General features: G+C 38.0%; 6 protein-coding genes. All 6 read right to left on the bottom strand.

The window, feature by feature from the left end; genetic code table 11:
* Nucleotides 1-145: 145 nt before the first annotated feature.
* Entirely contained in the window at nucleotides 146-1,318 is a 1,173-nt protein-coding gene (locus ACOVQ4_RS22880; protein WP_421822902.1) for a HupE/UreJ family protein, read from the bottom strand.
* A gap of 152 nt (nucleotides 1,319-1,470) precedes the next feature.
* Nucleotides 1,471-2,871 carry a DUF3500 domain-containing protein gene (locus ACOVQ4_RS22885; protein WP_421822903.1) on the bottom strand — a complete coding sequence of 467 codons (1,401 nt, stop codon included), beginning with the start codon at nucleotides 2,869-2,871 and terminating at the stop codon, nucleotides 1,471-1,473.
* A gap of 126 nt (nucleotides 2,872-2,997) precedes the next feature.
* Nucleotides 2,998-3,681 carry a LytR/AlgR family response regulator transcription factor gene (locus tag ACOVQ4_RS22890; RefSeq protein ID WP_421822904.1) on the bottom strand — a complete coding sequence of 228 codons (684 nt, stop codon included), beginning with the start codon at nucleotides 3,679-3,681 and terminating at the stop codon, nucleotides 2,998-3,000.
* Nucleotides 3,678-4,727, bottom strand: a complete 1,050-nt coding sequence (locus ACOVQ4_RS22895; RefSeq protein ID WP_421822905.1) for a sensor histidine kinase — start codon at nucleotides 4,725-4,727, stop codon at nucleotides 3,678-3,680. Before ACOVQ4_RS22895 ends, ACOVQ4_RS22890 begins: the two co-directional genes overlap by 4 nt.
* 506 nt (nucleotides 4,728-5,233) lie before the next feature.
* Nucleotides 5,234-8,059 carry a carbamoyl-phosphate synthase large subunit gene (carB, locus tag ACOVQ4_RS22900; protein ID WP_421822906.1) on the bottom strand — a complete coding sequence of 942 codons (2,826 nt, stop codon included), beginning with the start codon at nucleotides 8,057-8,059 and terminating at the stop codon, nucleotides 5,234-5,236.
* Between the two features lie 331 nt (nucleotides 8,060-8,390).
* Nucleotides 8,391-9,422: a M28 family peptidase gene (locus tag ACOVQ4_RS22905; RefSeq protein WP_421822907.1), complete on the bottom strand. Its 1,032-nt coding sequence runs from the start codon at nucleotides 9,420-9,422 to the stop codon at nucleotides 8,391-8,393.
* Nucleotides 9,423-9,545: the final 123 nt, after the last annotated feature.

Below are 9,545 nucleotides of genomic sequence, written 5' to 3' on the forward strand. Positions count from 1 at the left end.
CTAAAAAACACTTTTATACTTCTAGCCTAATGCATCATGTGAGTGAATTTGTGCTTTCGACAAAAACATCTCAGAAGTTCTCAAAAACCTATTAAAACTATTTGTCTAAAAGTTTTCCCTCGTTGGGAAAAAGCCCCAAAACCACTCAATTGAGAGCTTTGTATTTATTATAAACGAATAGTAATAATGAGACAAGCGCCATTGTTATTAAAGCCTGATCTAAATAGGCTGCACTTTTATTAAGAATAGCACTCATTAGATTTACCTTTTGTGTGTATCGTTCCATCATCCAAGCCAAGGCAGCGATACCAGCAAATATAGCAGCCATAACTCTGAAAAAAGAATAATAAGCGGTTCTACTTAGAAAAATGAGGCATGGAATAACCATTAAAATAATCCATAGTTGCATTACTTCAATACCTAAATTAAAACCCAATACACTGATTATAATACTTTGGCTATCAAGGTTAAAATCGATTAAGGTATTGGCAAACGCAAGTCCATGTATAAGACCAAAACCTAGTGAAACAAACATTTCTTTTCCTGCAAAAATTGGACGAATTGCATGAATAGCAGAAACTAGAATAGAGAACGCAATCAGGATTTCAATCCATTTACTTGGCAATACTACCCAGTCCATAGCTCCAATCAAAAGTGTCAATGAATGTCCAAGTGTAAATGCTGAAACAATTTTTACGATTTGTAACAAACTCTCTCGAATGGAGCGAGGTGTTTCCCATTTTTTCTTAGAAAAACTCAGTGGAATTGGTAACAGCAACACGAGTAAAAACATGAGGTGGTCGATACCTTCTTTGATATGATCTTGACCCAATGCAAACATTCCCTTAAAGCCATTCCAGAAACTTCCTTCCGCCAAATTTATGGCCAATGGATAAATAAGGGTTGTCTTTGTATCAACTCGTATCACTCCAATTTCAGTTGGTTCTGAATGTGTTTTGCCAGCCTCCCAATCGCTTCTTAACAAAACTAAAGCGCTGTGCGTAACCAATTGATGCATAATGACATCGTAATCGAATATAAAATTACGAGTACTTGCTCCTTGGGGCGGAGTAAGTAACAAGTGTACAATGATTTCTTGAAATGGGCCGCTGTACGTTTGTTCACTTTTTTGCAAAGCCATATCTTTTACTTCTACCTTCCAAGGTTGATCTTTGGCTACCATTGGATGAATATGAGCCAACAAATATTCCTTGATTTGCGGTCCCATTCTCGGAATGATTTGCTCTGGATTTTTGCTTAGATTTTGTCCAAAAGCTAATTCCAATTCACCAATAGGCAATTGAAGTTCAACAGTCACCTGTTTGGGGCTGAAGTCTAATAAAACCACTGTACTTGGGGTTTGATGAGCTAGTAAAAGGGGTATATTTCCAAGCCAAGCAAGCGCTACTATTTTAATTATCAGCCATTTTCTTAATGAAAAATGGCTGATAAATGATTTTTTCAGGATTATCATAAGCCTATATAATCCCTTTTATGGTCTCTATACACAGAATGATAGTGGATTTCGGAAGGATAAACCACGCCTGTCTGACATATAAACTCTATCCAAACACTTGGTCCATCGATACGAACGTAATCAGTATTAGCAGTAAAAAAGGTAGCAGCATTTCCAGAAGTTCCACTTGTATTGCTAGCGTAAGTTACATAAGTATCGGCTAATTCATTCTGATAGATTTTGGTAAATGCTGCCGCAGAAGCATCGTCCAAATCATTAAGCCAAGGCATCATGGCTGCCAATACTTTTGCCTGTGCAGCAGTGCTAAGAGTACTCACTTTTACCCCCAATTTAGTAGTTGGGAAAGTATTTGTAGTAGACCCCGGAACCATGGTTACATCCGAGAAAGTTGAGGTAATTTTTGCAGAAGCTAACTCAGCAGTAGTAAATGAAGCTAGCATATTTGCCATTACATTTCTTTCGTCTGCCATCGGCGAATAAGTTACGCCATTACTTGTCCAACTTTTTGGCTCGATACCCTGATGCGATGGAGTTGTACTTACTACTGCTCCAGCTTCATAAGTAACACTTTGCGCGTAATGGTGTCCACCAAATTGTAGCATCCATTTGCCTGTAGTACTTGGCGTACCTAAGAAGGCAATGATATAATATCCCGATGAATATCCACCACCTGATTTTGTTGCTAAAACATCATCTGCGGCATTGATTTGTAAAAATTCACTATATCCTTCATTTTCTGTAGAGCCACTAGCAGCTTGAATAACCGCCTTAGCAGCAGCCAATTGTGTGGCGCTCAAGGTACTAAATGCTAATCCTTGACGACATTGTACGCCACATGGCAAATTCGACCATTTTTTGGCATTGGTCAAATTCAAGGTTAATACAACAGAAGATTGCTGAGAAGTCGACAAAGTAGCTAAGAAAGCATTAGCCAGTTCGACTACTTTAGCCACTGAGCCCGTGGTGGTGGTGCTACCAGAACCCGAAGACGCTGCGGCTACAGTCAGATTAAATGTGCAAGATTGTCCTCCGACCGTGATGGCAAAAGCAGCAGTACCAGAGCTACTAGGCGTACCTGTAATCGAATAGCTTAGCGTACCAGCGCCACTAGCCAAAGTACCTGCCGATAAGGTTGCTGTTAGGCCCGTAACGCCCGTCGAGCTGACAGTACTAGCCGTATACGCTGCAGCATTACCACCAGTATAAGCAATAGTAGCCGTGCCAGAATAGGCCGTTCCGCTAGTTGCTGTGGCTGAAAAGGTTACAGAAGAACAATTGAGTGCAGTAACACTAGCGCTTGTTGGGGTGATTGTTGTTGAACTTTCTTTACAACTTTGTACTCCCCAAAAGATAAAAAAGCATAAGAAGCTTAGACCAAGAGATTTTAATTTCATAATTGTATTGATGTTAATTTTGTCTTTTAATAATTTAAGACAACCATAACATCCGAAATATTACCACTTGGGGGTGAATAGGGCAATTGTTGTGGTGAATAGACTTTTGGCTATTAATTTCTCCTTTCATTTTCCATAAATCTCAAAGAAACTTTTCTCATAACTACTCCCCAATACTAGCTCTTCGTTGGCTATAGAAATCACTTTATTTCTTACCGACTTGATATACTTTAAGGCTACGATAAAAGAACGGTGAATTCTAATAAATTCATCATCAGGGAGCTTTTCTAGGATAGCCTTCATGGTCATTCGTACCATCAAAGGTTTTTGATTCAACAAGTGAATTTTGAGGTAATTATCAAAACTTTCTATGTAGAGAATATCTATCATAAGAACTTTCACTAAGCTATAATCGACTCTAAAGTATAAATAGGATTGCTGATTTTGACGATGAAAATGTTTTAAATCAATTGCTTTTTGGGCAGCTAATTTGAAACGCGGTAGTGTAAAAGGTTTTAACAAATAGTCAACAGCATTTAATTCAAATCCTTCAACAGCATATTCACTAAATGCTGTTGTAAAAATAACCATGATGTCTTGCGAAATATCTTTAAAAAAATCTATTCCCGAAATGGCAGGCATTTTGATATCTAAAAAAATCAAATCCACCGAATGTTCCTCCAAAAACAATCGAGCCTCCGAGCTTTTGGTAAAGACCTTTAAGAGTTCGATTCCTTCCACTTGTTGGCAAAAGAACTCTATTATCTCAAGAGCGGGTTCTTCGTCGTCTAGTGCAATAGCTTTTATCATAATAATTGAATTTGAAGTAATACCGTATAGGTTGCTTCTGTTTTTTTGATGTTCAAGAAATATTTTTGGGGATAAAGCAAATTGAGACGCTCCTCAGTATTAGGCATTCCGATATATAATGAGCTTTCATTATTTTGTTGAGTAACGATGTTATTAGTTACCTCCAAACTCAAAAGTTGATTAACTAGGCTGATATTAATCCTAATTTTTGAATTCTCTTCTGGATTAACTCCGTGTTTAAAGGCATTTTCGATGTAATTAAATAATAAAAGTGGCGCAATTTGTTTCGACGAAAAATTTCCAGAACACACATATTCTATCGTCACACTTCTTCTCAAACGTGTCTTTTGTAAATCTATATAGTTTTCTATGTAAGTAATTTCCTTCTCAAGAGAAACTAGATTTTGATTTACATCTTTTAGCAAATATCGCATAAACTCCGAAAGCTGAATAATCGTATCGGCTGTTTTATCATCTTTCCGAATTGCTAAAGCATAGATACTATTGAGTGTATTGAACAAAAAATGCGGGTGAATCTGGGCTTTTAAATTAAAAAGTTCTGCTTGCAATTTTTCATTTTCAGCCTTTAATAATCTGTTGCGCGTATGTAACAAAATTGAAAAAAGTATGACAATTCCATAAACAAAAATATGATGTTTTACCTCCATGATAAATGAACCTTCACTAGGTTTGGGGGTAAAATGTTGGGGTAAACGATGAGGAAAAGGCGGTAGAGCTCCCTCCGAAAAGTTATTTGGGACAAATCGTCCAGTAATAATAGACGGAAGCCAACAAATTAAAAACAAGAAAAAAACAAGTATCCCTGCATAAACAAAATATTGCTTGTTTAGATAGACTTTCGGGATAAAGTAATAATAATTGATGTAGAAAAATATCATCATTAAAGCATTTCCAATAAAATCTCGGATAGTTGGAGCAGCAAGAAAAACATTCTCAGCCTCTGGTGGATGTGGATACAAGAGCACTGGCAAAAACACAAATGCAATAATCGCTGAGCTATGAAATATAATTTCTTTTTGAGTCATTTGAGCTTTGTATTAAGTAAAAAAAGCTAATAATTTATTATATATCAGACACTTATAACACATTCATAATCAGGGAACACTTTAAACTGTGTCCATTAGGCAATAGGCTTTAGGCACTAGGCAAAGTGTTTTAAACTGCTTTTTTCAGAATGTCTATAGTTGAAAGCCGAAAGCTAAAAAGAATAATGTTATTTTTCATGATTAATTTTCCTCAACTTTAAGACCACCAAAACGATGTTTGAGCTATTGATAGAGGTAATGGATTCGTTAGAAAAATTAAGAACAGCTATAGGTCAGAAGATTGAATTTTAATTGTCTAAGGTAGTCGTATCTGCTTTAGGCAACAGGCACTAGGCAAAGAGTTTTAACATGTTTTTTAGTAACTACAGATATGTTTTTGTCGAAAGCCCAATAGTTAAATTTTATTTTGCCTACTAACTTCTACGAAAAAGGGCTTCGAGTAACTAGCACCCAAAGCCCTTTTCTAATCTTTAATTAGGATTTTTCTATTTAGAAAGATACAAATTACGTTCGCTATACACTTTGCGGAAAAAATCATCTTTCAATGAATCGATAAAGTAAATAGCTTCACCTGTAGATTTCATTTCGGGTCCTAGTTCCATATTTACATTCGGGAATTTGTTGAATGAGAATACAGGAATCTTGATAGCCCAACCGTTTTTCTTTGGAGCGAAGTTAAAATCTTTCAATTTAGCACCTAGCATTACTTTAGTAGCGTAGTTTACGTACGGCTCTTGGTATGCTTTACAGATAAATGGTACCGTACGCGAAGCACGAGGGTTTGCCTCGATAATGTACACTACTTCGTCTTTAACGGCAAACTGAATATTAATCAAACCTTTTGTTTGAAGCGCCACTGCAATTTTTCTAGTATGTTCTTCGATTTGACGAATTACATTTTCAGACAAATCGAATGGAGGTAATACCGAGTGAGAGTCACCAGAGTGGATACCCGCAGGCTCGATGTGCTCCATGATACCAATGATGTAAACATCTTCGCCATCACAAATTGCATCCGCTTCTGCTTCGATAGCATTCTCAAGGAAGTGGTCAAGCAAAATTTTGTTACCTGGAATATCACGTAAGATATCTACTACGTGTTGCTCCAATTCTTGCTCGTTGATTACAATCTTCATTGATTGTCCACCCAATACGTAAGAAGGACGAACCAACAAAGGATAACCCAATTGACGACCCAATTCTACTGCGTTGTCAGCATCTTCACAAACTCCAAATTTAGGATAAGGAATATCGTTTTCTTTCAACAAAGTAGAGAACGCACCACGGTCTTCAGCTAAGTCAAGGGCTTCGAAAGATGTACCAATAATTTTGATACCATATTTCGATAATTTCTCAGCTAATTTAAGCGCCGTCTGACCACCCAACTGAACGATAACGCCTTCTGGTTTTTCGTGTTGGATAATATCATAAACGTGCTCCCAGAATACTGGTTCAAAGTATAATTTATCAGCGATATCAAAGTCAGTCGAAACTGTTTCAGGGTTTGAGTTAATCATGATTGCCTCATAACCTGCCTCTTTTGCTGCCAAAATACCATGTACACAAGAGTAGTCAAATTCGATACCTTGACCAATACGGTTAGGACCCGAACCCAATACAATTACCTTTTTCTTATCAGTTGCTACCGACTCATTATCAAGCGTTTCTGAACCTTGCGAGAATGATGAGTAGAAATAAGGAGTTTTTGCTTCGAACTCAGCAGCACAAGTATCCACACATTTGTAAACGCGAGTGATACCGTAGCTTGTACGCAAGTCGTATACTTCAGATTCTAAACAACGTAAAGCATAAGCAATTTGGCGGTCAGCAAAGCCTTTGTGTTTTGCCTCTTCCAATAATGCTTTTGGTACAGACTGAAGTGTGTATTTCTCTAGTTCATTTTCCACTCTTACTAAGTCTTCCACTTGGTATAAGAACCATTTGTCAATCTTAGTAGCGTTGCGGATAGTTTTGAATGAGATACCCATTTTGAAGGCATCGTAGATATGGAAAAGACGATTCCAAGATGGATTAGCCAATGACTTCATGATAGCATCCTGATCGCGCAAGCCTTTGCCATCTGCACCCAAACCATTACGTTTGATTTCGAGTGATTGACAAGCTTTTTGCAATGCCTCTTGGAAGTTACGACCAATACCCATAGCCTCACCTACTGACTTCATTTGGAGACCCAAAGATTTGTCAGCTCCGTGGAATTTATCAAAGTTCCAACGTGGTACTTTTACAATCACGTAGTCAAGCGCTGGTTCAAAGAACGCAGAAGTTGAACCTGTGATAGCGTTAGTTAATTCGTCGAGGTTGTAGCCAATCGCCATTTTAGCAGCGATTTTAGCAATTGGATAACCCGTTGCTTTTGAAGCCAAAGCCGAAGAACGAGATACACGAGGGTTAATTTCGATAGCGATGATATCGTCGTTGTCAGGATTCAAGGCAAACTGAACGTTACAACCACCCGCAAATGTACCAATAGCATTCATCATCTTGATGGCCATATCACGCATCTTTTGGTAGATAGTGTCTGGCAAAGTCATCGCTGGCGCTACGGTAATCGAGTCACCAGTGTGAATACCCATTGGGTCGAAGTTTTCGATAGAACAGATAATGATTACGTTGCCCAAGTTGTCACGCAACAACTCAAGTTCATATTCTTTCCATCCCATGATAGACTGCTCAACCAATACTTCGTGTACAGGCGAAGCGTGCAAACCTTTGTTAAGAGCAGCGTCAAAATCTTTTGGCTCATTAACAAAACCACCACCAGTACCACCCAAGGTAAACGAAGGACGAATAACCAATGGGAAGCCAGTTTCCTGCGCAATTTCTTTACCCTCCAAGAAAGAACGTGCAGTACGACCTTTACAAACGCCAACACCAATTTCTAGCATTTTCAAACGGAACTTCTCGCGGTCTTCGGTAGTTTCAATTGCTTTGATGTCTACACCGATGATACGTACACCGTATTTTTCCCAGATACCTGCAGCGTCGCAATCGATAGCTAAATTTAATGCCGTCTGACCACCCATAGTTGGCAAAACGGCATCGACTTTGTGTTTCTCTAAGATTTCAATAATAGACTTTTTCTCAAGTGGCTTCAGATAAACATGGTCTGCATTGAGAGGGTCTGTCATAATCGTGGCAGGATTCGAGTTAATCAAAATAACCTCGATTCCTTCTTCACGAAGTGAACGCGCTGCTTGCGAGCCAGAATAGTCAAATTCGCAAGCCTGACCGATGATAATTGGACCTGAACCGATAATGAGAACGGACTTGATGGATGTGTCTTTAGGCACGGCTGTACTTTATGTTAGTTTTGAAATAATACGTAAAATAAAAGTATTCAGTACTGATTTTCAGCAGTTTGCTATTGAGAAGTCAATAATTCATTGAAATATGCTACGTGCATACGCTCCAAAAAATCTAATCATTAGCAAATACCTAATTATCGGAGTGCAATTTTTGTAGAACATCCTTAAATTACATAGCGGTAACCAAGGAAGGATATGCTCAAAAATTGCACAAAGGTAATAGATTGAGCCGAAAAAGGAAGCCTAAAATTGTATTTATTTAATTTTTCAAAAACTTTCTAAGAAAAATATTATTCTGTTTTTCGTCTAAAATCCCTTAAAATTCGCCTCTAGCAATGCGCCAAGCCAGAAAAAAGAATAGTTGCGCACGTTTTTGCAAAATGTCAAATTCTATCTTATCCACATCGTCGGTTGGCTTGTGATAGTCGTCATGCTCTCCGTTGGTAAAAAAGATAATTGGGATATTATGCTTGGCAAAATTGTAGTGATCGGAGCGATAATATAGCTGCAATGGGTGCATCTCTGAGCTATAAGCATAATCTAGCGACAAGTGGGTGTAGGTATCGTTGGTATTTTTTAAAAGATTGTCCAATTTGGGATTCATTTTATCTGAACCAATCACATAGATGTAATTGGGGTCTTTTTCTTCTTCATGATAATGATCGATACGCCCTACCATATCGATATTGAGGTTACAAACTGTTTTTTCAAGAGGAATAATAGGATGTTCTGTATAAAATTCAGAGCCCAATAATCCCATTTCTTCTCCCGCTACAGTCATCAGCAAAATACTTCTTGAAGGTTTGTATCCTGCTTTTTGCGCCTCCGCAAAGGCTGTAGCCAAAGCCAAAATCGTAGAGGTGCCTGAGCCATCATCATCGGCTCCATTGTACACCTTTCCTTGATCTTTTCCTAAATGGTCGTAATGTGCTGTAATAACCACAACCTCGTCTTTTTTGTCTGTGCCTTCAATAAAGCCCAATACATTTTCGGTCGGTATCACTCCACGCCCTTTGAGATGTTGTGTCTTAGGCCTATGAATGACACTATATTGTTCTAAGAAATACCTTTTAATATAAAATGGTTGAATAAAACTATTTCCATTGAGGCTATCTTTTACGATTGGTAATAAACCTTGGCTCTCAAAATGTTTGGCTATATACTGAGCCGCCTTTTTTTGTCCAGCAGTACCCGTACGGCGCCCCGCTAGCTCGTCGGATGCGATATAGGTTAAATGTTTTTTTAATTCTGGCACCGAAATATACTGCGCAAAACGAAGTGCAGTACTGTCTTGAGCCTGTAAATAGTAAGGAGTCAATGTTAAACAGAAGAGTAATTTTTTAAGCATAATTGTTTTTGGATAAATGGTAATTTGGTGAACAGGCGAAAGGGGCAACACATCTAAGTATAAGTAATAGTGCTGAATTATGAGTTGTGAATTGTGAATGTAAATTTAAGTTTTCGGCTTTGG

Source organism: Flectobacillus sp. (genome assembly GCF_049240685.1).
Classification (GTDB): Bacteria; Bacteroidota; Bacteroidia; order Cytophagales; family Spirosomataceae; genus Flectobacillus.

Bases quoted from the DNA above. Each gene is read 5' to 3' on its own strand.
- ACOVQ4_RS22885 (WP_421822903.1), bottom strand. From the start codon at position 2,871: ATGAAATTAAAATCTCTTGGTCTAAGCTTCTTATGCTTTTTTATCTTT.
- ACOVQ4_RS22890 (WP_421822904.1), bottom strand. From the start codon at position 3,681: ATGATAAAAGCTATTGCACTAGACGACGAAGAACCCGCTCTTGAGATA.
- ACOVQ4_RS22895 (WP_421822905.1), bottom strand. From the start codon at position 4,727: ATGACTCAAAAAGAAATTATATTTCATAGCTCAGCGATTATTGCATTT.
- ACOVQ4_RS22905 (WP_421822907.1), bottom strand. From the start codon at position 9,422: ATGCTTAAAAAATTACTCTTCTGTTTAACATTGACTCCTTACTATTTA.